The 21,208-nt window shown below is 64.9% G+C and carries 20 protein-coding genes and 2 pseudogenes; 11 read left to right on the top strand and 11 right to left on the bottom strand.

Going from position 1 to position 21,208, the window contains the following annotated elements; all coding sequences use genetic code 11:
* Position 1 precedes the first annotated feature (1 nt).
* Positions 2 to 766 carry a precorrin-4 C(11)-methyltransferase gene (cobM, locus tag AC1Q80_RS29785; protein ID WP_492362824.1) on the bottom strand — a complete coding sequence of 255 codons (765 nt, stop codon included), beginning with the start codon at positions 764 to 766 and terminating at the stop codon, positions 2 to 4.
* An 89-nt stretch (positions 767 to 855) separates the two neighbouring features.
* Positions 856 to 2,097, bottom strand: coding sequence for a precorrin-6y C5,15-methyltransferase (decarboxylating) subunit CbiE (cbiE, locus tag AC1Q80_RS29780; protein WP_492362823.1), 1,242 nt, complete (start codon positions 2,095 to 2,097; stop codon positions 856 to 858).
* Here cbiE and AC1Q80_RS29775 point away from each other — a divergent pair.
* Entirely contained in the window at positions 2,066 to 2,866 is an 801-nt protein-coding gene (locus AC1Q80_RS29775; RefSeq protein ID WP_492362822.1) for a cobalt-precorrin-6A reductase, read from the top strand. The genes cbiE and AC1Q80_RS29775 overlap by 32 nt on opposite strands.
* Here the strand turns inward: AC1Q80_RS29775 and AC1Q80_RS29770 are convergent.
* The 6 genes from AC1Q80_RS29770 to ung all read right to left on the bottom strand — a co-directional run bounded on the left by AC1Q80_RS29770 (position 2,830) and on the right by ung (position 8,110).
* Positions 2,830 to 3,594, bottom strand: a complete 765-nt coding sequence (locus AC1Q80_RS29770; RefSeq protein WP_492362838.1) for a precorrin-3B C(17)-methyltransferase — start codon at positions 3,592 to 3,594, stop codon at positions 2,830 to 2,832. The two genes, AC1Q80_RS29775 and AC1Q80_RS29770, sit on opposite strands and share 37 nt — an antisense overlap.
* Complete coding sequence (locus AC1Q80_RS29765; protein ID WP_492362821.1) at positions 3,591 to 4,346, bottom strand: precorrin-2 C(20)-methyltransferase; 756 nt, start codon at positions 4,344 to 4,346, stop codon at positions 3,591 to 3,593. The genes AC1Q80_RS29770 and AC1Q80_RS29765 overlap by 4 nt, the downstream gene beginning before the upstream one ends.
* Positions 4,343 to 4,975 carry a precorrin-8X methylmutase gene (locus AC1Q80_RS29760; RefSeq protein WP_492362820.1) on the bottom strand — a complete coding sequence of 211 codons (633 nt, stop codon included), beginning with the start codon at positions 4,973 to 4,975 and terminating at the stop codon, positions 4,343 to 4,345. The genes AC1Q80_RS29765 and AC1Q80_RS29760 overlap by 4 nt, the downstream gene beginning before the upstream one ends.
* 2 nt (positions 4,976 to 4,977) lie before the next feature.
* On the bottom strand, positions 4,978 to 6,351 hold the full coding sequence (gene cobG / locus AC1Q80_RS29755) for a precorrin-3B synthase (RefSeq protein ID WP_492362819.1): 1,374 nt from the start codon (positions 6,349 to 6,351) through the stop codon (positions 4,978 to 4,980).
* Between the two features lie 136 nt (positions 6,352 to 6,487).
* On the bottom strand, positions 6,488 to 7,258 hold the full coding sequence (gene cobF / locus AC1Q80_RS29750) for a precorrin-6A synthase (deacetylating) (RefSeq protein ID WP_492362818.1): 771 nt from the start codon (positions 7,256 to 7,258) through the stop codon (positions 6,488 to 6,490).
* 144 nt (positions 7,259 to 7,402) lie between these two features.
* Complete coding sequence (gene ung, locus AC1Q80_RS29745) at positions 7,403 to 8,110, bottom strand: uracil-DNA glycosylase (protein WP_173423759.1); 708 nt, start codon at positions 8,108 to 8,110, stop codon at positions 7,403 to 7,405.
* A gap of 208 nt (positions 8,111 to 8,318) precedes the next feature.
* On the opposite strand from ung, the gene modA reads away from it, so the two are divergent.
* The 3 genes from modA (at position 8,319) to modC (ending at position 10,980) form a co-directional block, all read left to right on the top strand.
* Positions 8,319 to 9,110 (top strand): molybdate ABC transporter substrate-binding protein, encoded by a 792-nt coding sequence (gene modA, locus AC1Q80_RS29740; RefSeq protein ID WP_492362837.1) that lies wholly within the window; start codon positions 8,319 to 8,321, stop codon positions 9,108 to 9,110.
* 98 nt (positions 9,111 to 9,208) lie between these two features.
* A complete protein-coding gene (gene modB / locus AC1Q80_RS29735) occupies positions 9,209 to 9,910 on the top strand; it encodes a molybdate ABC transporter permease subunit (RefSeq protein WP_492362817.1) in 702 nt (233 codons plus the stop codon).
* A complete protein-coding gene (modC, locus tag AC1Q80_RS29730) occupies positions 9,907 to 10,980 on the top strand; it encodes a molybdenum ABC transporter ATP-binding protein (RefSeq protein ID WP_492362816.1) in 1,074 nt (357 codons plus the stop codon). Before modB ends, modC begins: the two co-directional genes overlap by 4 nt.
* Here the strand turns inward: modC and AC1Q80_RS29725 are convergent.
* Positions 10,955 to 11,347 (bottom strand): winged helix-turn-helix domain-containing protein, encoded by a 393-nt coding sequence (locus AC1Q80_RS29725; protein ID WP_176355084.1) that lies wholly within the window; start codon positions 11,345 to 11,347, stop codon positions 10,955 to 10,957. The genes modC and AC1Q80_RS29725 overlap by 26 nt on opposite strands.
* 183 nt (positions 11,348 to 11,530) lie before the next feature.
* Between AC1Q80_RS29725 and AC1Q80_RS29720 the strand changes: the two genes are divergently transcribed.
* From AC1Q80_RS29720 to AC1Q80_RS29690, 7 genes and pseudogenes are all read left to right on the top strand, one after another.
* On the top strand, positions 11,531 to 12,862 hold the full coding sequence (locus AC1Q80_RS29720; RefSeq protein ID WP_492362815.1) for an NAD(P)/FAD-dependent oxidoreductase: 1,332 nt from the start codon (positions 11,531 to 11,533) through the stop codon (positions 12,860 to 12,862).
* A gap of 330 nt (positions 12,863 to 13,192) precedes the next feature.
* Positions 13,193 to 14,425 carry a 3-methyl-2-oxobutanoate dehydrogenase (2-methylpropanoyl-transferring) subunit alpha gene (locus AC1Q80_RS29715; protein WP_173423764.1) on the top strand — a complete coding sequence of 411 codons (1,233 nt, stop codon included), beginning with the start codon at positions 13,193 to 13,195 and terminating at the stop codon, positions 14,423 to 14,425.
* 1 nt (position 14,426) lies between these two features.
* A complete protein-coding gene (locus AC1Q80_RS29710) occupies positions 14,427 to 15,440 on the top strand; it encodes an alpha-ketoacid dehydrogenase subunit beta (protein ID WP_173423765.1) in 1,014 nt (337 codons plus the stop codon).
* 2 nt (positions 15,441 to 15,442) lie between these two features.
* Positions 15,443 to 15,704, top strand: a pseudogene (locus AC1Q80_RS29705) (biotin/lipoyl-containing protein); the annotation flags it as partial.
* Between the two features lie 77 nt (positions 15,705 to 15,781).
* A pseudogene (locus AC1Q80_RS29700) lies at positions 15,782 to 16,732 on the top strand (dihydrolipoamide acetyltransferase family protein); the annotation flags it as partial.
* A 7-nt stretch (positions 16,733 to 16,739) separates the two neighbouring features.
* On the top strand, positions 16,740 to 18,134 hold the full coding sequence (lpdA, locus tag AC1Q80_RS29695; RefSeq protein ID WP_492362814.1) for a dihydrolipoyl dehydrogenase: 1,395 nt from the start codon (positions 16,740 to 16,742) through the stop codon (positions 18,132 to 18,134).
* 66 nt (positions 18,135 to 18,200) lie between these two features.
* A complete protein-coding gene (locus AC1Q80_RS29690) occupies positions 18,201 to 19,382 on the top strand; it encodes an acetyl-CoA C-acyltransferase (RefSeq protein ID WP_492362813.1) in 1,182 nt (393 codons plus the stop codon).
* Between the two features lie 106 nt (positions 19,383 to 19,488).
* On the opposite strand, the gene purU is transcribed toward AC1Q80_RS29690, so the two are convergent.
* Together purU and maiA are read right to left on the bottom strand one after the other, a co-directional pair.
* Positions 19,489 to 20,373 carry a formyltetrahydrofolate deformylase gene (gene purU / locus AC1Q80_RS29685; protein WP_173423769.1) on the bottom strand — a complete coding sequence of 295 codons (885 nt, stop codon included), beginning with the start codon at positions 20,371 to 20,373 and terminating at the stop codon, positions 19,489 to 19,491.
* Between the two features lie 164 nt (positions 20,374 to 20,537).
* Positions 20,538 to 21,176, bottom strand: a complete 639-nt coding sequence (gene maiA, locus AC1Q80_RS29680; RefSeq protein WP_492362812.1) for a maleylacetoacetate isomerase — start codon at positions 21,174 to 21,176, stop codon at positions 20,538 to 20,540.
* Positions 21,177 to 21,208 lie beyond the last annotated feature (32 nt).

Here is a 21,208-nt window from a genome sequence, read left to right as displayed (position 1 = left end):
TTTATAGCGCGTCGCGCCCGCGAAAACGCCGCTGATAGGCGGGATCGTAGAGCGAGCTTTCGCGGAAATCCGACGCTTCCAGACCGGGACCGACGAAGATCAGCGCGGTGCGCTCGATCGGCTCTTCGGCGACCTTGGCTGTGATCGTGCCGAGGGTTCCCCGCACCACCCGTTCATCCGGCCACGACGCCTTGACGACGATCGCGACAGGGCATTCTGCGCCATAAAGCGGCGTCAGCTCCTCGACCACCTGGTCGAGCGCATGGATTGCCAGATGAATGGCAAGCGTCGCGCCGGTGGCGCCGAAGCCGGTAAGCGTCTCGGTGTTGGGCATCGGCGAGGCACGGCCAGACACCCGCGTCAGCACCAGGCTCTGGGCGACGGCGGGAATTGTCAGTTCACGACCAAGTGCTGCAGCAGCGGCCGCGAAGGACGGGACACCCGGTGTCATCGTGTAACCGATGCCATGCTTCTCCAGCCGGCGGATCTGTTCGGCGACCGCGCTCCAGACGGAAAGATCGCCGGAATGCAGCCGGGCGACATCCTCGCCAGCTTCCGCCGCGCGCACATATTCCGCCTCGATCTCATCGAGCGACATCGGCGCCGTGTCGACGATGCGGGCACCGGGCGGGCAATACTGCAAGAGCTCGGGCGAGACGATCGACCCGGCATAAAGGCAGACCGGGCAGCGTCCGATGAGGTCGCGACCGCGAACCGTAATCAGATCCGCAGCTCCTGGGCCTGCGCCGATGAAATGTACCGTCATGTGTCTCTCCGAACGTTCTAGGCGCTGTTCACGCAAATGCGGAACCGCCCCATTCTCTTTGTCTGATGCAAGTCCGCCCGCAGAACTCTCTAGCTCTTCGTCCAGGACCATTGCGTCACCGGCATCGCCGGCCGCCAGCCGGTCATTCCGCCAATCGGCAGCGCCCGGGCGATATCTATGCGGATCAGCGAGCCACCAAGCTTGGCGTGGCGTTGCAGCAGCACAGCTTCCATTTCTGTCGTAACCGCGTTGGCAACCAGCCGGCCGCCGTCACCGAGCGCGGCAACGGCCGCGTCCATGACACCCGGCTCGCTGCCGCCGCCGCCGATGAAGATCGCATCGGGGCGTGAAAGACCTGACAGAGCTGCGGGTGCCTTGCCCTGGACGACCATCAGGCCGGGCACGCCGAACGCCTCTGCATTGCGGCCAACACGCACCGCACGCTCGGGCGAAGCCTCGATAGCAATCGCCCGCATCGCCGGATCGGCCAGCATCCATTCGATGCCGATCGAGCCTGAGCCCGCGCCGATATCCCAGAGCAGTTCGCCCTTGCGCGGCGAGAGAGCCGACAGCGTCAGCGCCCGCACTTCCCGCTTGGTGATCTGGCCGTCATGTTCGAACAGCAGGTCGTCGCGCCCGGCCGAAAGCGGCAGCACCCGGCCGCCCTGATCGGCGGCCACTTCGATGGCGCAGACGTTGAGCGGATGGACGACACCGAGCATAAAGAGCGAGGCAATCTGCGTCGTCACGCGTTCGCCGGCGCCACCCAGCGCCTCCAGAACCGTCAGGCGTGACTGACCGAAGCCGTTTTCGGTCAAGAGCTCGGCGAGCGCCTTCGGTCCGGTTCCATCCGATGTCAGTGCCAGCACCCGGTTGCCCGGCTGCAGATGCGGCCGCACCAGGTCGATCGGCCGTCCGTGCAGCGACACGAGTGTCGCCTCCTGCAGTGCCCAGCCAAGGCGCGAGGCGGCCAGGCTGAAGGAGGAAGGCGCGGGCAGCGTGCGAATCTCCGCCGCAGCAACGCGGCGCGCAAGCGTGGCGCCGACACCGAAGAAGAACGGGTCTCCCGAGGCGAGCACGACGACCGGGGTGCCGCGACGCGCAACAATCTCATCGACCGAACGGCCAAACGGGCTTTGCCAGACGCGCCCCTCGCCCCGGATCAGCGCGTGCGTCAACTCCATGTGGCGAGCGCCGCCATAGACAACAGGTGCAGCCGCAATCAGCCGCTTGGCCTCGTCGCCGAGACCGGCTACACCATCCTCGCCTATGCCGATGATGGTCAACCAGGGGGAGACGATGGCCGGATCGCTGTTCGACACCTCAGCCATGGAAAAACCTCGTGTTTTGATTCTTGGCGGGACGACCGAAGCCCGCGAATTGGCATCCCGCCTTGCCGGCGATACGCGTTATCAAACCGCGATCTCGCTTGCCGGCCGCACGGCCGATCCGCGTCCGCAACCGGTCAAGACCCGGGTCGGCGGCTTTGGCGGCGCCGAGGGGCTCGCGGCATTCCTCATTGCCGAAGAGATCGCGCTGGTCGTCGATGCGACGCATCCTTTCGCAGCCCGGATTTCGCACAATGCCGCGATGGCCGCAAAGGCCGCGGGCGTGCGGCTGCTTTCGCTGCGCCGTCCGGAATGGCAGGCGCAAGCCGGCGACGACTGGACCGGCGTCGGCAGCGTCGCCGAGGCGGTGACCGCCCTTGGCGAAACGAAGCGCCGTGTCTTTCTCGCCATCGGTCGGCAGGAGGCCTTTCATTTCGAGGCAGCACCGCAGCACAGCTACGTCATCCGAAGCGTCGACCCGGTGAGCCCGCCATTGAAGCTGCCCGATGCGGCGGCGATCCTTGCCACCGGCCCGTTCGCCGAACCGGACGAAATCGAACTGCTGAAGGCCAATCGTATCGACGTGATCGTTGCCAAGAACAGCGGCGGCGCTGCCACCTATGGCAAGATCGCGGCGGCCCGCAAGCTGGGGGTTGCGGTGATCATGGTCGAGCGCCGCAAGCCCGCCGACGTACCGTCGGTCGGCGACTGCGATGCCGCACTCGAACGCATCGATCACTGGCTGTCTCCGGCAAAAAAGCGCGGCGTGTAGACCAGATCCGGCTTGCCTTCGCGTTCAACGATGCGCGTCTCCGGTGAGCCGATGATGACGCAGGTCGCCATGTCGGCACGGCTGGCATCGGCCTCACCGAGGGGCATCACCGCGATACGCTCGTCCGGCCGACCGGCGGCGCGGCCGAAGATCACCGGCACCGACGCCGGCAGCACGCCACGCAGGATCTCGAAGGCTTCACCGAGCTGCCACGGTCGCGCCTTGCTGATCGGGTTGTAGAGCGCGATCACCAGACCGGCTTCCGCCACAAGCTTCAGCCGTTTGGTGATGACCTCCCAGGGCTTCAGATTGTCGGAAAGCGAAATGGCGCAGAAATCATGGCCGAGCGGCGCACCGATGCGCGCTGCAACGGCGAGCATCGCGGTCACGCCCGGCGTCACGACCAGATCGACCGACTTCCATTCTGCCGGTCCCTTGTCGATCGCCTCGCAGACGGCAGCCGCCATCGCGAACACACCTGGGTCGCCGCCCGAGACCATGCAGACCTTGGCGCCGGCCGCTGCACGCGTCAGCGCTGCCTGTGCACGGTCAAGTTCCTCGCGATTGTCCGACGCGATGCGGATCTGGTCGGGCCTGAGATTCAGGCGGTCGAGATAGGGGAAATAGCCGAAGAATTCCTGCGCCTGCGAGACGGCCTCGGCCGTCTCGGGCGTCATCTGCGCGGCACTGCCGGGACCGGTGCCGACGACATAGAGCGTGCCGCTCATGGCTTGTCCTTCCATCCCGGCCTGTCCTCCCATCCGGGAACGAGCACCAGCGAGAAATAGGGCGCCTCGTCATCGGGCTTTTCCGCAAGTGACGTCATTGCCGCGTTCTTCATCGTACCGCGCTCGACATAGACGGCCCGGTCGAGCCGGCCGGAGGCGGCAAGTGCCCGGCGGATCTTCGGCAGGTTGCGCCCGACCTTCATGATCACGGCGGCCTCCGTGTCCTTCAGCCGGCGCCCAAGTTCGGCCTCGGCCATGGTGCCAGGAAGTACGGACAGCACGTCGTCGCCCTGCACCAGCGGCAGGCCGGCCAGCGACCAGCAGCCGGACATGGCAGTGATGCCTGGAATGACTTCAACCGGGAAACGTCCGGCCAGCCGCACATGCAGGTGCATGTAGGATCCATAGAACAGCGGATCGCCTTCGCTTAAGACCGCGACGGTTCGGCCGGCTTCGAGATGCTGCGCGACCGCCTCGGCGGACAGGTTGTAGAAATCTGTGATCTGGCTCTTGTAGGCGCCGTCATCCTTGTCGATCTCGGTGGTGACCGGATAGTAGAGCGGCAGCTCGAGAAGACCCGGCTTCAACAGCCCCTCGACGACGGCGCGGCCATTGCCGCTGCGTCCCGCCTTGGCGAAATACGCAAGCACATCCGCCTCGCCCAAGGCCTTGACGGCCTTGACCGTCAACAACTCCGGGTCGCCAGGCCCCGTGCCGACGCCGATCAATCGGCCCATGACCGCGCCGCTCACAGGCCCGGCCTCGCGAGCGAATTGAGGGCCGCAGCCGTCATGGCGCTGCCGCCGAGGCGGCCGCGCACGATCGCGAACGGCACGCCATAGGAATTTTCCGCCAGCGCATCCTTCGATTCGGCCGCGCCGACGAAGCCGACCGGCATACCGATGATAGCCGCCGGCTTCGGCGCGCCATCGCGCAGCATTTCCAGCAAGTAAAAGAGCGCCGTCGGCGCGTTGCCGATGGCGACGACGGAGCCGGCCATATGTTCGCTCCAGAGCTTCAGCGCCGCGGCCGAACGCGTATTGCCGATCTCGGCTGCGAGGTCCGGCGTACGCGGATCGCGAAGCGTGCAGATCACCTCGTTGCCGGCAGGCAGACGTGCGCGTGTTACGCCGCGCGCCACCATCTCGGCATCGCAGAGGATCGGCGCACCGTTCTGAAGCGCGCTGCGTGCGGCGGTGACGAAGTCGGGAGAGAACACGAACTGCTTCGACGCCTCGACCAGGCCACAGGCATGGACCATGCGCACCGCGAGATCGGCTTCCTCCTCGGAAAAGGCGGAAAGGTCGGCTTCTGCCCGAATGATGGCGAAGGAACGCTCATAGATGGCGTTGCCATCCCGGATGTAATCATACTCAGGCATTTCTATCCCTGTTCGAACGCAGCCGAGACGCGCGCGGCACCCAGCCGTGTAAGACAGGACCGCGCCGATTCGCCAGCGTCTTTGTTTTCTCGCACCAGGCCGGCCAGCCGTTCCAGAGCGGATTTCATTCCATTTTCATCGGTGTAGGCATTCGCGCCATCCTTCGCCGCCCCATTTACGACAAGCCCATATCCTGATGGCGCACCCACCAGCGTCAGCGCCGACGCCTTCGGGCGGGCGCAGCCCTTGAGACAACCGGACAGATGCACCGTCAGCGAACCGTCGAAGAGATCCGGCACCGTTTCCACCCATAGCCGCGCCATCGCCTTGGTGTCCATCCATGCGGATGCGCAGCCGGTGCTGCCGGCGCAGGTGGCAATGTGGTTTCGCGGGTCGTCGGGTGCGATCCGCAAGCCCTGCGAAAGCGCCAGACGCTGAACGATTGCTGCCGCCGCACGCTCAAGGCCCAGCAGGAAAAAGCCGTGGCTTGGGGCGAGCCGAATTCCGCGCCCGCCAAGCTCGCTTGCTTGCTGCAGAAAAGCGATCAGGCTGGTGGCGTCGATCTGTGCATAGGCAAGCCCAAGGCCGAGAATTGTGCCTGCCGAACCGAGATCGTGCATGCCGACAACGGAAGAGGCCGGCGCCAAAGCTGGAGCGAACGGCACCTGGCCGGCGCCCGGCGGACAGAGCGCCCGCACTGCATCGATGTCCAGATCGCGGCCACGCGCCGCCGGACCGATGGCCGCCAAGGCCTCCAGAATCCGGATAACGACCGGCACGACAGCTTCGGTTCGAAGCGCGCAGACGGGCTTCGCCGTCGCCGCTGTCCCGGCAAGCGATAGCTCCCACCAGACGTCATCGCTGCGCCCGACGGCCTGCAGTCGCAAGTCGGCCATGGTATCGCCGAGATGGAACCGGCCGCCGCCATCGACGATGATGGCGAGCTTCGGCGCCAGCTTTAAGGCAGCCCCTTGCGCAGCGATCACCTCCCGCAACGTCGCGGCGAGCGCCCGAGGGTCAACGATTTCTTCAGGGTCGATGCCGGCAAGCGGCGGCGTCTCGATCGCCACGCCATCGGGCACCACGATTGCCGCTTCGCCGATCGCCTCGGCAAGCGCGGGAACCGTTGATGCGATCAACCCGCGAACCTGCAGATTGCCGCGCGCGGTGATTTCCAGGAGGCCGTTGCCGAACCGGCTCGCGGCCTCCGCGACAGCGGAGAATTGCGAAAGCGTCAGGCTGCCGTCGAGCGGGCGCAACCGCACCAGCAGACCATCGCCGGTCTGCATCGGGGCTGCAAGCGACGGGCATGCCCCGCGACGCATGGAGGCGGCGACGTCAGTCATCGGCGGTGTCGGCACGGCGCACAGGGTCATCGGCAGGTCTCGGTCGCTCCTCGCATCCGCCCTCGTCAGAGGGCTCGTTCTTCACCTGACGCTATAACACAGTGACCGACGTTGAGAGAGATCAAAGGCGACGGCAAAAGTCCTGAGAATGCAGGGGCAGCCGCGCCTATTCGTCGAAATCGGCACCCTTGCGCAACAGATAGATATCCATGATCCACCCCATCCGCTCGCGCGCCTGCGCCCGCGCCGCCAGGATCTTGTCCCTGACGTCGGAAAGGCGGCCGGAAATGACGATTTCGTCCGGCGTTCCGAGATAGGCGCCCCAATAGATCTCGGCTTCAGGGTCCTCGATCCGCTGGAATGCCTGCTCGCCGTCAAGCATGACGACCGAGGTCTGGCTCCGCGCGGGAAAACTCTCCGCAAGCCGGCGACCGGTGGTGATCTCGACCGGTTTGCCGACGAGGTTCAGCGGGATGCGGTGGCTGGCGCAGAGCGCCTGCAAGCTGGTGATCCCGGGCAGAACGTCATAGTCAAAAGCGACCTTGCCACGTGCCTTCACCCGCTCGACGATGCGAATAGTGCTGTCATAGAGCATCGGATCGCCCCAGACGAGAAAGGCGCCGATCCCGTCTTCGCTGAGTTCTCTGCCGATCAGGCGCTCGTAGATTTCGGCGATGCGGGCGTGCCAGTCGTCGACGCTGCCGTCATAGCTGACGCCTTCGGTTCGGCGGACCGGCACGGCGAATTCGACCGTGCGGCTGTCGGCGCGTGTCACGTAGCGCGCGCAGATCTCGCGGCGCACTTCGGCAAGCTCGGTTTTTTTCTCGCCCTTGGTCGGGATGAACAGCACGTCGGCGCGGTTGAGCGCGTTGATCGCCTGGACGGTCATGTGCTCCGGATTGCCGGAGCCGATGCCGATGATCAGAAGTTTTCGCACGGGCGTCCCTGCCGTTCGTCTAAGTGTTGCAGCGACCGTCGCGCGCCGGAACTGGCGCGTAGGCCTGACCTGTGTCTTTGGCGGATCGGCGGTTGAGACGCAAGCTCCACGCGCGACAGGGCTTCGGTCGCCAGCGCGATGACATCAGGGCGACGAAGGCGCCTCCGGATTTTCGGGCAGCGTCCAGTCGATCGGCTCGAAACCTTTGGAGACGAGGAATTCATTGGCCTGAGAGAAATGCCGGCAGCCGAGAAAACCGGAATGCGCAGACAGCGGCGATGGGTGCGGCGCCCGCAGCACCAGATGGCGCGAACGATCGACGAAGGCAGCCTTCTTCTGCGCATAGGACCCCCAGAGCAGAAACACCACAGGGTGATCGGCTTCGTTGACGGCGCGGATGATCGCATCGGTGAAGCGCTCCCAGCCGCGTCCCTGATGCGAGGCAGCCTGCCCGCGCTCGACGGTCAGCACGCTGTTGAGAAGCAGCACGCCCTGCTTTGCCCAGCTCTCGAGAAAGCCGTGACGGGCCGGCGCAATGCCGAGGTCGGTCTTCAGTTCCTTGTAGATGTTGACCAGCGACGGCGGCGTGCGCACGCCCGGGCGTACGCTGAAGCAGAGCCCGTGCGCCTGGCCGTCGCCGTGGTAGGGATCCTGTCCGAGGATGACGACACGCACCTTGTCGAGCGGCGTCAGATCGAGGGCGCGAAAATACTCGGATCCTCGCGGAAAGATCTGCCGTCCTTCGTTGCGCGCGGTGAGAAGGAACTGCTTGAGATCGCCCATGTAAGGGCTGGAAAATTCCGGCTCCAGTGCCGCTTTCCAGCTCTCTTCGAGCTTCACTGCCGTTTCCATGCCACCTCCGCTTCGTTTCATCCGCTTGCGCCCCGGAATTTAGGCCGATCGCCCGACACCGCAAGCGGCAATCATGCACCGAGCCGCTTGTTTCACGGCTTTTACTAGCGCGCTCCAACAGCATTGTATTTCAACAGATACAACGCTAATCAGGAGGAAATATCGTTATATCCTGAAAAATATCACGAACTTGATGGAGGCAATAATGATGAAACAACGCAGACAATTGCTGAAGGGTCTGGTGCTCGCCCTCGGCGTCGCCTGGGCCGGCGTTACCTACGCGCCAAACGCCGCCATGGCCGAAGACAAGGTAACCGTCTTTGCCGCCGCGAGCCTGAAGAACGCGCTCGATGCGATCAACGCCGAATGGCAGAAGGAAAGCGGCAAGGAAACGACCGTTTCCTATGCGGCAAGCTCGGCCCTTGCCAAGCAGGTCGAACAGGGCGCACCCGCCGACGTCTTCATCTCCGCCGATCTCGCCTGGATGGACTATCTGGCGGAGAAGAAGCTGATCAAGGACGACACCCGCGCCAACCTGCTCGGCAACCGCATCGTTCTGGTTTCGGGCAAGGCAGATGCGCAGCCGGTCGAGATAAAGCAAGGCTTTGACCTCGCAGCGCTGGTCGGCGACGGCCGCCTGGCGATGGGTGCGGTCGATTCCGTGCCGGCCGGCAAGTACGGCAAGGCAGCGCTTGAAAAGCTCGGCGTCTGGTCGACCGTCGAACAGAAGGTTGCCGGCGCGGAGAGCGTGCGTGCGGCACTGCTGCTCGTTTCGCGCGGCGAAGCGCCCTACGGTATCGTCTACCAGACCGACGCTGCAGCCGATCCGGGCGTCAAGGTCGTCGGCACCTTCCCGGAAGAAAGCCACCCGCCGATCATCTACCCGATCGCGATCACTGCGGACAGCAAGAGCGCCGATGCGGCCGCCTATGTCGACTTCATCAAGTCCGACAAGGCAGCACCACTCTTTGAAAAGCAGGGCTTCACCATCCTGAAATAACCGCTGCCTCGCCTGTGCATGAACGGGCGAAGCATCTATCTTGCTCCGGCGCCGCGAACCTCGCGGCGCCGGAGAATTCGACCGGGGGTGGCAAGACGGTGGATTGGTTGGAGTTGAGCGACGCGGAATGGACGGCGATCCTGCTGAGCCTGCGCGTGGCAACCGTCGCGATGATCTGCAGCCTGCCCTTTGCGCTCGGCGTCGCAATGCTGCTCGCGCGCGGCCGCTTCTGGGGCAAGACGGTGCTGAACGGCCTCGTGCACATGCCGCTGATCCTGCCGCCGGTCGTCACCGGTTTTCTGCTTCTGCTGCTGTTTGGTCGTCGCGGACCGATCGGCGCCTTTCTTGCCGAACATTTCGGTCTGGTGTTCTCCTTCCGCTGGACCGGCGCTGCCCTTGCCTGCGCCGTCATGGCCTTTCCCCTGATGGTGCGCAGCATCCGGCTGTCGATCGAGGCGGTCGACCGCAAGCTCGAGGATGCGGCAACCACGCTCGGCGCGGGACCCGTCTCGGTATTCTTCACCGTCACCCTGCCGCTGATCCTGCCGGGCATCATCGCCGGCATGGTTCTCGCCTTTGCCAAGGCGATGGGCGAATTCGGCGCGACGATCACCTTCGTCTCCAACATCCCCGGTGAGACGCAGACGCTGTCGGCCGCGATCTACACCTTCACCCAGGTGCCGGGCGGCGACGCCGGCGCCATGCGCCTGACGATCATCTCGGTCATCATCTCCATGGCGGCGCTGATGCTCTCGGAACTGCTGGCAAACGCTGCCGCCAAGCGGACGATTGCCGCATGACCCTTCTCGTCGAAGCCCGCCACCGGCTCGGAAATTTCTCCGTCGACGCCGCTTTCACCTCCGATGGCGGCGTCACCGCGCTGTTCGGCCGTTCGGGCTCGGGCAAAACCTCGCTCATCAACATCATCGCGGGCCTGATGAAGCCTGAAAGCGGCCGCGTGGTGCTCGACGGCGACATCATCGCCGACAGCGAGCGGCGGATCTTCACACCAGTGCATCGCCGCCGTTTCGGCTACGTGTTCCAGGAAGCGCGGCTGTTCCCGCATTTGAGCGTCGCCAGCAACCTTGCCTATGGCCGCTGGTTTGCCGGCAAGCAAGGCAAGGCAGCCGACACGACACGCATCGTCGAGATGCTCGGCATCAGCCATCTGCTCGAGCGCAACCCCTCGGCCCTGTCGGGCGGCGAACGCCAACGCGTCGCCATCGGCCGCGCCTTGCTGGCCGCGCCGCGCCTGCTTCTGATGGACGAACCGCTCGCCGCCCTCGACGAGGCCCGCAAGGCCGAAATCCTGCCCTATCTCGAACGCTTGCGCGACGATGCCGGTATCCCGATCGTCTATGTCAGCCATTCCGTCAGCGAAGTCGCGCGTCTCGCCCAGCGGGTCGTGGTGCTCGAAGATGGCCGCGTGAAGGCCTCGGGTGCGGCTGCCGACGTGCTGAGCGCGCCGGCAGCGACGGTCGCCACCGGCCTGCGCGAAGCGGGCGTTCTGCTAGAAGGCGTGGTCGAGACGCACGACACCACGCATGACCTGACGACGGTGCGCGTCGGCGAGCGGTTGATCCGGGTGCCGAAAATCGACCTCGCGCCGGGACACGCCTTGCGCCTGCATATCGCCGCGCGCGACGTCATGCTGGCGACGGCCCGCCCTGAGGGCATCAGCGCGCTCAACGTGCTGGAGGGGACAATCGTCGAAATGACACCGGGCGAGAATGGCAGCGTCGATATCAGGGTCGATTGCGGCGGCACGACGATCGCATCGCGCATCACCAGCTTTTCACGCGATGCGCTTCAACTGCATCAGGGAAAGCCGATCCACGCCATCATCAAGTCCGTGGCGATCGATCACTGACCGGCGTCTGGTCGGGATCGCGCGCGTCCTCCAGCCAGGCGAGATCGTCGGCAATCGCCGCCCGCGCCTTTGCCTCCATCTCGCGATAGCGGCGGATCAGCGTCTCGCCGAAAGGGGTCAGCGCCGCGCCACCGCCCTGTTTGCCGCCACGCTGGCTTTCGACCGACGGCTCCTTGAACATCCGGTTCAAGGCATCGACCAGCAACCAGGCCCGGCGGTAGGACATGTCCATGGCCCGGCCGGCCGCCGAGATCGATCCGGTCTCGCGGATGTGTTCCAGAAGCATGATCTTGCCGCGCCCGAGCCGGTCCTCGGGCGGGAAGTCGATGCGCAGGATCGGGCGAAGGTCGTCGGGGCGGTCGTTCATGCGCGAAACATAGAAGCTTGCGCGCCAAATCGAAAGACTGCGCCGATGGCATCAAACCGATTTCGCACCATCCGATCGACGCAAACATTGAAATGATCAGAAAGCTAGAATCCGGGCCTTGATCTGGCAGTGCCGGCATGCACCGATGGCGCGTTCGCAAACCCCGCCTGAAAGCTCCCTCCCATGCCCGGTCCCACTCTCGATATCGTCGAAACCGATCAGAACCTGCCAGCGAAAGCCGATGTCGTCATCGTCGGCGGCGGCATCATCGGTGTCAGCACCGCACTGTTTCTGGCAGAGCGCGGCATCGACGTCGTGCTCTGCGAAAAGGGCGTGCCCGGCGCCGAGCAGTCTAGCCGCAACTGGGGATGGGTGCGCGTCATGGGCCGGGATGAGCGGGAAATACCGCTGGCGATCGAGGCGCTGAAGATCTGGGATACGCTCGATGCGCGCATCGGTGGCGAGACCGGCTTTCGCCGCAACGGCATCCTCTACATTTCCGAGAATGGGACCGACATCGCCAACCGCGATGCCTGGCTGGCGATGGCGAGACCCTATGGCGTCGATAGCCGTCAAATCGGGGCGGAAGAAACGGAAGCGTTGATGCCGGGCGCCGGCATCCGCTACCAGGGTGCGCTGCACACGCCGAGCGACGGCCGGGCCGAGCCGCAAAAGGCGGTACCGGCGATCGTTGCCGGGGCGAGGCGCGCCGGTGCCCGCATCCTTTCGGGCTGCGCTGTCCGTGGCATCGAGAGACAAGCCGGGCGCATCAGCGCCGTCGTCACCGAAAAGGGCCGGATCGAAACCTCTGGTGTCGTCGTGGCCGGTGGCGCCTGGTCGCGGTTGTTCCTCAAAGGGCTCGGCATCCGGTTGCCGCAATTGAAAGTGCGCAACACCGTGCTTCGGACCAGCGCAGTCTCGGGCGGCCCCGAAGGCGCGGGTGCAACCGGCACCTACGCCTATCGCAAACGGCTCGACGGTGGCTACACGATTGCCGATGGCGGCGCCAACCTGCATCCTGTCGTGCCCGACAGTTTTGCCTTCTTCCGCGATTTCCAGCCGGCGCGAAAGGCCGAAGGCGATTCCGTTCAGGTCGGCCTCAGCGCCCAGAGCTGGCGCGAACTGTTCGAGATCGGCACTGTTCCGCTCGACCGCCCAGGCGCTTTCGAGCGGCATCGGGTGCTGGATCCGCAGCCCGACCAGCACTCGGCGCTGCGCGCATTCGACGAAGCCAGGAAGGCGTTGCCGTCGCTTCGCGAGGCGCGGGTGCAACAGGTCTGGGCGGGCCTGATCGACGTGACGCCCGACGCCGTGCCGGTGATCTCAACGGTCGAAAGCCTGCCCGGGCTGATCGTTGCCACGGGATTTTCCGGCCATGGCTTCGGCATCGGCCCGGGTGCCGGGCATCTGGTCGCCGACCTCGTCACCGGCGGAAAACCGATCGTCGATCCCACACCTTTTCGCCTCTCCCGCTTCTCCGACGGCACGCCGATCACCATCGCTCCGCCGGTTTGAACAGACGAACCAGAAGTCGTCACGCAAGAAAATTACGCGCAAGGCCAACCGGAAATCGCAGCGGCACCAGCCGCTGCCATGGCTATGGCAGGATTCTGTCTTTCTTCAGCTGCAAGCATCGCGAGCGGCCGAAAGGCCTTCATAAGCCCCTGAACTCGTGGCAGTCTGTGTGCATTCCCGTTGGGAGAACGGGGCTGAGGAGGAAGGCGTGACGACCTGGGCGGAGGAGCCTGCAGGTGGTCGCGGCCGCTTTTGCCGTCTGGCGACGTCCCGTTTTCCCCATGCTTGTAAGGTGCGCGTCGCGCACGCCGGAGGGAGGCCGGAAACCGCATGAGCGATCCCGATCGACTTAGCCTGCATGTACCCGAACCGGCGGTCCGCCCGGGCGGCCAGCCGGACTTCTCCAACGTCAAGATCCCGAAGGCCGGCTCTGTGCCGAGGCCCGAGATCGACGTCGCGCCGGAGGAGATCCGCGACCTCGCCTATTCGATCATCCGCGTCCTGAACCGCGATGGTGAAGCCGTCGGCCCGTGGGCCGGGCTGTTGTCCGACGACGAGCTGCTTGCCGGCCTCAAGCACATGATGACGCTGCGCGCCTTCGATGCGCGCATGGTCATGGCGCAACGCCAGGGCAAGACGTCGTTCTACATGCAGCATCTGGGCGAAGAAGCGGTCAGCTGCGCCTTCCGCAAGGCGCTGAACAAGGGCGACATGAATTTCCCGACCTATCGTCAGGCGGGTCTGCTGATCGCCGACGAATACCCCATGGTCGAGATGATGAACCAGATCTTCTCGAACGAGAGCGACCCGTTGCGCGGCCGGCAACTGCCGATCATGTATTCCTCCAAGGAGCATGGCTTCTTCACCATCTCCGGCAACCTCGCCACCCAATATGTGCAGGCGGTCGGTTGGGCGATGGCTTCAGCCATCAAGAATGACACGAAGATCGCGGCCGCCTGGATCGGCGATGGCTCGACGGCGGAATCGGACTTCCATTCCGCCCTCGTCTTTGCCTCCACCTACAAGGCGCCAGTCATTCTCAACATCGTCAACAACCAATGGGCGATCTCGACCTTCCAGGGCATCGCCCGCGGCGGCTCCGGCACCTTTGCCGCCCGCGGCCTTGGTTTCGGCATTCCGGCGCTGCGCGTCGACGGCAACGACTATCTCGCCGTCTATGCGGTCGCCAAATGGGCAGCAGAACGCGCCCGACGCAATCTCGGCCCGACGGTGATCGAATACGTCACCTACCGCGTCGGCGCGCACTCCACCTCCGACGATCCGAGCGCCTATCGGCCGAAGACGGAATCGGAAGCCTGGCCACTCGGCGACCCCGTCCTCCGGCTGAAGAAGCACCTGATCCTGCGCGGCGCCTGGTCGGAAGAACGCCACACCCAGGCGGAAGCCGAGATTGTCGACGCGGTGATCCAGGCGCAGAAGCAGGCCGAGGGCCACGGCACCTTGCATGCCGGCGGCAGGCCCTCGGTGCGCGACATCTTCGAAGGCGTCTATGCCGAGATGCCGCCGCATATTCGCCGACAGCGCCAGAAGGCAGGATACTGATATGGCCAGAATGACAATGATCGAGGCCGTGCGCAGCGCCATGGACGTCTCCATGGGGCGCGACGACAATGTCGTCGTCTTCGGCGAGGACGTCGGCTATTTCGGTGGCGTCTTCCGCTGCACGCAGGGGCTCCAGGCGAAATACGGCAAGACCCGTTGCTTCGACGCACCAATCAGCGAGAGCGGCATCGTAGGCACGGCGATCGGCATGGCGGCCTACGGGCTGAAGCCCTGCGTCGAGATCCAGTTCGCCGACTACATGTACCCGGCTTATGACCAGATCACCCAGGAAGCGGCCCGCATCCGCTATCGCTCCAACGGCGACTTCACCTGCCCGATCGTGCTACGCATGCCGACCGGCGGCGGCATCTTCGGCGGGCAGACGCACAGCCAGAGCCCGGAAGCGCTGTTCACCCATGTCTGCGGCCTCAAGGTCGTCGTGCCGTCCAATCCCTATGATGCCAAGGGCCTGCTGATCGCCTCGATCGAAGACCCGGATCCGGTGATGTTCCTGGAGCCGAAGCGGCTCTATAACGGCCCGTTCGACGGGCACCACGACCGCCCTGTCATTCCCTGGTCGAAGCACGATCTCGGCGAAGTGCCGGAAGGCCACTACACCATCCCGATCGGCAAGGCGGAAGTACGCCGCAAGGGCTCGGCCGTCACTGTGATTGCCTATGGCACCATGGTGCATGTGGCGCTGGCCGCCGCCGAAGAGACCGGCATCGACGCCGAGGTCATCGACCTTCGCAGCCTGCTGCCGCTCGATCTCGACGCCATTGTGCAATCGGTCGAAAAGACCGGGCGCTGCGTCGTCGTGCATGAGGCAACGCTGACCTCGGGCTTCGGCGGCGAAATCGCCTCGCTTGTCCAGGAGCACTGCTTCTATCATCTCGAAGCCCCGGTCGTGCGCGTCGCCGGCTGGGACACACCCTACCCGCATGCCCAGGAGTGGGACTATTTCCCCGGCCCGGCGCGCGTCGGACGCGCGCTCGTCGAAGTGATGGAGGCCTGAGCATGGGCGAATTCGTAATCAAGATGCCGGATGTCGGCGAAGGCGTGGCCGAGGCCGAGCTGGTCGAATGGCATGTGAAACCAGGCGATCCCGTGCGCGAGGACATGATCCTCGCTGCCGTGATGACCGACAAGGCGACGGTCGAAATTCCCTCGCCGGTCAACGGCACAGTGCTCTGGCTCGGCGCTGAGATCGGCGACACGGTCGCGGTCAAGGCGCCGCTGGTGCGCATCGAAATCGCGGGCGAAGGTGAAGCAACGCCTGCGCTGGATGAAAAGCCCGTCGCCAAGGAAGAAGAGAAACCGGCAGCGAAAGCCGAGACCGCAGCTCCGGTCGCAAAACCGGCGCAGCCTGCAAAAGTGGAGGTGAAGACGCCGGCGCCCGCCGCCAATGGCATGCACGTCTCCCCTGAACGTCTGGAAAAGGCCTTGGCCTCACCGGCCGTGCGGCAACGCGCCCGAGACAGCGGCGTCGACCTGCGCCAGGTCAGCGGCAGCGGCCCTGCCGGCCGCATCACTCACGACGATCTCGACCAGTTTCTTGCCCGCGGCGCGCAACCAGCTGCAGTGCCTGCCGGGCTCGTGCGCAAGACTGCCGTCGACGAGATCAAGGTCACCGGCCTTCGCCGCCGCATCGCCGAGAAGATGACGCTGTCGACCTCGCGCATCCCCCACATCACCTACGTGGAGGAGGTCGACATGACGGCGCTCGAAGACCTGCGCACGATGATGAACCGCGATCGCAAGCCGGATCAGCCGAAGTTGACGATCCTGCCCTATCTGATGCGCGCGCTGGTCCGGGCGATCGCCGATCTGCCCGGTGTCAACTCCACCTTCGACGACGGCGCCGGCATCATCAGCCGTCACCATGCCGTACATATCGGCATCGCCACGCAGACGCCGGCAGGCCTGACCGTGCCGGTCGTGCGCCATGCCGAAGCGCGCGGCATCTGGGACTGCGCCATCGAGCTCAACCGGCTGGCGGAAGCGGCCCGCACCGGGACGGCGACGCGCGACGAACTCACCGGCTCGACCATCACCATCTCCTCGCTCGGTGCACTCGGCGGCATAGTCTCGACCCCCGTCATCAACCACCCCGAGGTGGCGATCGTCGGCGTCAACAAGCTGGCGGTTCGCCCGGTCTGGGACGGAACGCAGTTCGTGCCGCGCAAGATCATGAACCTGTCGTCGAGCTTCGACCACCGCGTCATCGACGGCTGGGATGCGGCCACTTTCGTGCAGCGGCTGAAGACGCTGCTCGAAACGCCAGCACTGATTTTCGTGGAGGCATGAGGCGATCATGAAGGAAATCTCCTGCAAGCTGCTCGTCATCGGTGCCGGTCCGGGTGGCTATATCTGCGCCATCCGCGCCGGCCAGCTCGGCATCGACACCGTCATCGTCGAGAAGGCGAAGGCCGGCGGCACCTGCCTCAATGTCGGCTGCATTCCTTCGAAGGCGCTGATCCACGCCGCCGACGAATTCCATAAATTGCGCTCGGCCGCATCGGGCCGCAGTCCGCTTGGCCTGTCGCTCGCCAACCCGACGATCGACCTCGCCCGCACCGTCGCCTGGAAGGACGGCATCGTCGGCAGGCTCAACGGTGGCGTCACCGGCCTTCTGAAGAAAGCGGGCGTCAAAGCCGTCATCGGGACAGCTCGTTTCGTCGACGGCAAGACGGTCGACGTCGAGACCGAGACCGGCCTGCAGCGCATTCGCGCCGAAGCGATCGTGATTGCCACCGGCTCGGCACCGATCGAGCTTGCCGACATGCCCTTCGGTGGCCCGATCATTTCGTCGACCGAGGCGCTGTCGCTCAAAAGCGTGCCGGCCAGCGTTGCCGTCATCGGCGGCGGCTACATCGGGCTGGAGCTCGGCACCGCCTTTGCCAAGCTCGGCGCCCATGTCACCGTGCTCGAGGCGCAGACGCGCATCCTGCCGCAGTATGACGCCGACCTGTCGAAGCCGATCGCCAAGCGCCTTGGCGAGCTCGGCGTCGAGGTGTTCACCCAGACGGTCGCCAAGGGACTCTCCGCCGACGGCAAGACCCTGCTCGCCGAACACAATGGCCGCCCGATCGAGGTGCCGGCCGAAAAGGTGCTGGTGACGGTCGGCCGCAGGCCGGTGACCGACGGTTTTGGGCTCGAGGAGATCGATCTCGACCGCGCCGGAAAATTCATCCGCATCGACGACCAGTGCCGCACCTCGATGCGCGGCATCTATGCGATCGGCGACGTCACCGGCGAGCCGATGCTGGCGCACCGCGCCATGGCCCAAGGCGAAATGGTCGCGGAGATCGTCGCCGGCAACAAACGCGCTTGGGACAAGCGCTGTATTCCTGCCGTCTGCTTCACCGACCCGGAAATCGTGACGGCGGGCCTTTCGCCCGACGAAGCCCGCGCCACAGGCATCGAGATCAAGATCGGCCAGTTCCCCTTCCAGGCGAACGGCCGCGCCATGACGACGTTGTCGGAAGACGGTTTCGTGCGCGTCGTCGCGCGCGCCGACAACCATCTCGTTCTTGGCATCCAGGCCGTCGGCCATGGGGTTTCTGAGCTTTCGGCAAGTTTCGGCCTGGCGATCGAGATGGGGGCGCGGCTGGAAGACATCGCCGGCACGATCCACGCGCACCCGACCCAGTCGGAAGCGTTCCAGGAAGCAGCGCTCAAGGCGCTGGGGCATGCACTGCATATCTGAGCGGCGTACCGGTGAAATGGCGCCGACCAGCGCTAACCGTCGCCTCTTGCCGTATGGGAGAAAGACATGAGCAGAACTGATCCGATCGTCATCGTTTCGGCCGCGCGCACCCCGATGGGTGCCTTTCAGGGCAGCCTGAAAGATCTGACCGCACCGGAAATCGGCGCCATAGCGCTGAAGGCAGCACTCGACCGCGCTGGCCTTGACGCTGTCGACGAAGTGCTGATGGGCAATGTGCTGCCCGCCGGTATCGGCCAGAACCCGGCGCGCCAGGCCGCACTTGGCGCCGGCCTTGGCAAGGAAACGCCATCGACGACTATCTCCAAGGTCTGCGGCTCCGGCATGAAGGCCCTGATGCTCGGCCACGACGCGCTCCTTTCGGGCAGTGCGTCGGTGCTTGCCGTCGGCGGCATGGAGTCGATGACCAACGCCCCCTATCTGTTGCCGAAAGCGCGTGGCGGCTTCCGCCTGGGGCATGGCGAGGTCAAGGATCACATGTTCCTCGACGGCCTCGAGGACGCCTATTCCGGCCGGCTGATGGGTACCTATGCCGAAGACACGGCCGAACACTACCAGTTCTCGCGCAACGATCAGGACGCGTTTGCGCTGCGCTCGCTGGAGCGCGCCAATCGGGCAGCCGAAGATGGTTCCTTTGCCGAGGAAACGGCGGCCGTCAGCGGCGCCGGCAAGCGGCAGACCGCCAACCTTGATCGCGACGAGCAGCCGACCAAATCGGATCCGGCAAAGATCCCGAAACTGAAAGCCGCCTTTCGTGATGGTGGCAGCGTGACCGCTGCCAATTCGTCGTCGATATCGGACGGTGCAGCGGCACTGATTTTGATGCGTGCGAGCCAGGCGGAAAAGCGCGGGCTGACACCGCTTGCCGTCGTCGCCGGCCATGCCGCCCATGCGCAGGAGCCGGCCTGGTTTACCACCGCGCCGATCGGCGCGATCGACAAGCTGATGGCCAAACTTGCCTGGGAGAAGGGCAGTGTCGGCCTCTACGAAATCAACGAGGCCTTCGCCGTGGTCGCGATGGCCGCAATCCGCGATCTCGGTCTGTCAGACGAGATCGTCAACATCAACGGCGGCGCCTGCGCGCTCGGCCATCCGATCGGCGCCTCCGGCGCCCGCATCATCGTGACGCTCCTGCACGCCATGCGCGCCAAGAACGTCAAGCGCGGCATCGCCTCGCTCTGCATCGGCGGCGGTGAGGCGACGGCCGTCGGGCTGGAGCTGTTGCACTGACAAAAGAGCGCCACCGGTCGAACCGGTGGCGCCTCTCGTTTTCAGGGGGCAATTGCCCCTTAGGTCCCTCCCCGCTTGGCGGCGAGAGACCCAATCACACCGCTGCTTAACCCATGCGCTCAGAGGCGTAGGAGCCCGGGCTTGCCGGGAAGACGACGACGCGGTTGCCGTTGATGAAGCAACGGTGGTGGATATGGGCGTGAACGGCGCGCGCCAACACCTGGCTTTCCACGTCGCGGCCGATCGAAACGTAATCCTCGGCGCTCTGGGCGTGGGTGATGCGGGCGATGTCCTGCTCGATGATCGGACCCTCGTCGAGATCCTCGGTGACATAGTGCGCCGTCGCACCGATCAGCTTCACACCGCGCTCATAGGCCTGCTTGTAGGGGTTGGCGCCCTTGAACGACGGCAGGAAGGAGTGGTGGATGTTTATGATCCGGCCCGACATCTTCTTGCAAAGCTGGTCGGAGAGAACCTGCATGTAGCGGGCAAGCACGACGAGATCGGCATCGGTCTGTTCGACGATCTCCAGCATGCGGGCTTCGGCCTGCGGCTTGTTCTCCTTGGTCACCTTGATGTGGTGGAAGGGGATGTCGTGGTTGACGACCACCTTCTGGTAATCGAAGTGGTTGGAGATGACAGCGACGATATCGATCGGCAGGGCGCCGATCTTCCAGCGATAAAGCAGGTCGTTGAGGCAATGGCCGAAACGCGACACCATCAGCACCACCTTCATGCGCTCTTCGCTGTCGCGGATTTCGCAGGTCATGTCGAAGCGCTTGACGACGGGCGCAAAGCCTTCCCGCAATTCCTCGATCTTTGCACCTTCCTGGCTGATGAAGGTCAGCCGCATGAAGAACAGGCCGGTCTGCAGGTCGTCGAACTGCGAACTGTCGGTGATGTAACAGCCTTTTTCCGCGAGATAACCGGTAATGGCAGCAACGATGCCGCGGGTGGACTTGCAGGTGACGGTCAGCACATAGCTTTTCATCGGTATCTGTCTCTCGCTCCAGAGGTTTTTCCGGCCCCCCTTATACGGCCAGTCACCGCGAAAACTAGCGCGGCCTTCGACCGGCTGTCGATCCATTCGCGACATCGGCTGGACGGAACCGGCCAGACGGCGACGGAGCGGCTTGGCAACGCGGGCTCAGAAGCCTAACGCGGGGTGCGGTCGGGATGGGCGCGGGCAAAGGCGTCGATCTCGGCGCAGCGCTGGTCAATCGCGACAAGTTTCGGGCAGGCCGAGAGATCGACCTCCCAGCGGCGGGCGTTGTAGACCTGCGGCACCAGACAGAAATCCGCCATGCCGGGCGTATCGCCATGGCAGAAGCTGCCCGTAGCAGGGTGGTCGAGCAAGCGCTCGAACGCAGTGAGCCCCTCGCCGATGAACTTGCGCATCCAGTCGCGGCGCGCCGCCTCGCCATCCGCAGCATTGGCCATGACGTAGGACACGACGCCGAGATTGCAGACCGGGTGAATGTCCATGGCGATCGCATAGGACAGCGCACGCACGCGCTGCCGCCCGGCGGCGTCATCGGGCAGGAAGCCGGTCTTTTCCCGCGTTTCCGCCAAGTATTCGATGATGGCGAGCGATTGCGCCAACCGCTCGCCATCGATGTCGAGCACGGGCAGCAGCCCCTGCGGATTGCGGTCGAGATGATCGGATTGGCGATGGGCCCTGGCAAGCAGGTCCACCGGCACCGAACGATAGGCCTCGTCGAGGCTATTCAACGCAATGCGGACGCGGTAGCTGGCCGACGACCGCCAATAGTCATAGAGAACGGTTTCGGCCATGCTGCCACCCTCGTCGCGTGCGCTGCCCACGA

The organism is Ensifer sp. GW823-FHT05D09, assembly GCF_058795755.1.
This window is presented reverse-complemented; position numbering and strand designations above follow the sequence as displayed.

Coding starts and splice junctions, on each gene's coding strand:
- AC1Q80_RS29725 (WP_176355084.1), bottom strand. CDS start 11,347: ATGAACGACCGCCCCGACGACCTTCGCCCGATCCTGCGCATCGACTTC.
- lpdA (WP_492362814.1), top strand. CDS start 16,740: ATGAAGGAAATCTCCTGCAAGCTGCTCGTCATCGGTGCCGGTCCGGGT.
- cobM (WP_492362824.1), bottom strand. CDS start 766: ATGACGGTACATTTCATCGGCGCAGGCCCAGGAGCTGCGGATCTGATT.
- AC1Q80_RS29770 (WP_492362838.1), bottom strand. CDS start 3,594: ATGAGCGGCACGCTCTATGTCGTCGGCACCGGTCCCGGCAGTGCCGCG.
- modC (WP_492362816.1), top strand. CDS start 9,907: ATGACCCTTCTCGTCGAAGCCCGCCACCGGCTCGGAAATTTCTCCGTC.
- purU (WP_173423769.1), bottom strand. CDS start 20,373: ATGAAAAGCTATGTGCTGACCGTCACCTGCAAGTCCACCCGCGGCATC.
- AC1Q80_RS29760 (WP_492362820.1), bottom strand. CDS start 4,975: ATGCCTGAGTATGATTACATCCGGGATGGCAACGCCATCTATGAGCGT.
- cobG (WP_492362819.1), bottom strand. CDS start 6,351: ATGACCCTGTGCGCCGTGCCGACACCGCCGATGACTGACGTCGCCGCC.
- AC1Q80_RS29710 (WP_173423765.1), top strand. CDS start 14,427: ATGGCCAGAATGACAATGATCGAGGCCGTGCGCAGCGCCATGGACGTC.
- AC1Q80_RS29775 (WP_492362822.1), top strand. CDS start 2,066: ATGGCCGGATCGCTGTTCGACACCTCAGCCATGGAAAAACCTCGTGTT.
- modA (WP_492362837.1), top strand. CDS start 8,319: ATGAAACAACGCAGACAATTGCTGAAGGGTCTGGTGCTCGCCCTCGGC.
- AC1Q80_RS29690 (WP_492362813.1), top strand. CDS start 18,201: ATGAGCAGAACTGATCCGATCGTCATCGTTTCGGCCGCGCGCACCCCG.
- cbiE (WP_492362823.1), bottom strand. CDS start 2,097: ATGGCTGAGGTGTCGAACAGCGATCCGGCCATCGTCTCCCCCTGGTTG.
- ung (WP_173423759.1), bottom strand. CDS start 8,110: ATGGAAACGGCAGTGAAGCTCGAAGAGAGCTGGAAAGCGGCACTGGAG.
- maiA (WP_492362812.1), bottom strand. CDS start 21,176: ATGGCCGAAACCGTTCTCTATGACTATTGGCGGTCGTCGGCCAGCTAC.
- AC1Q80_RS29715 (WP_173423764.1), top strand. CDS start 13,193: ATGAGCGATCCCGATCGACTTAGCCTGCATGTACCCGAACCGGCGGTC.
- AC1Q80_RS29720 (WP_492362815.1), top strand. CDS start 11,531: ATGCCCGGTCCCACTCTCGATATCGTCGAAACCGATCAGAACCTGCCA.